At 69.3% G+C, this 407-nt stretch carries 1 protein-coding gene; it reads right to left on the bottom strand.

Features of this window, described 5'->3' with window-relative positions; all coding sequences use genetic code 11:
• A partial coding sequence (locus tag SB751_RS28375) for a 7-cyano-7-deazaguanine synthase (protein ID WP_410748836.1) occupies nt 1–407 on the bottom strand: 407 nt, incomplete at both ends.

Below are 407 nucleotides of genomic sequence, written 5' to 3'. Positions count from 1 at the left end.
GCGTCGCGCAGCGAGCGATCGATGCCAGGCTCGACGACGCGCCGGTTGCGGCGGATCAGCACCGTCGCGAGATAGCCGGCGATCGCGAGCACGGTGCCGCCCACCAGCACGTCCAGCTGGCGCCGGTAGCCCAGCGCGGCCGCCAGCGTCAGGAACAGCAGGTTGCGGCCGGGCACGAAGGTGTTGGGCAGGCCATTGGCCTGCATCTCGATGGCGCGGTCGCTGGTCATGGCGGTGTCGCCCACCTGGCCCAGCACCTTCAGGTCCAGCAGATGGTCTTCGCCCAGTCGCGGCGCCCATTGCGGAAAACGCGCGCGGATGTCGCGCAGCACATTCAGGCGCGCATCCAGCTCGATGCGGTGGCGCTGGCCGTAATCGAACGCCACGGTTTCCACATGGGCATAGCG

The sequence above is a fragment of the Cupriavidus sp. SIMBA_020 genome (genome assembly GCF_046535395.1).
Classification (GTDB): domain Bacteria; phylum Pseudomonadota; class Gammaproteobacteria; order Burkholderiales; family Burkholderiaceae; genus Cupriavidus; species Cupriavidus campinensis.
This window is presented reverse-complemented; position numbering and strand designations above follow the sequence as displayed.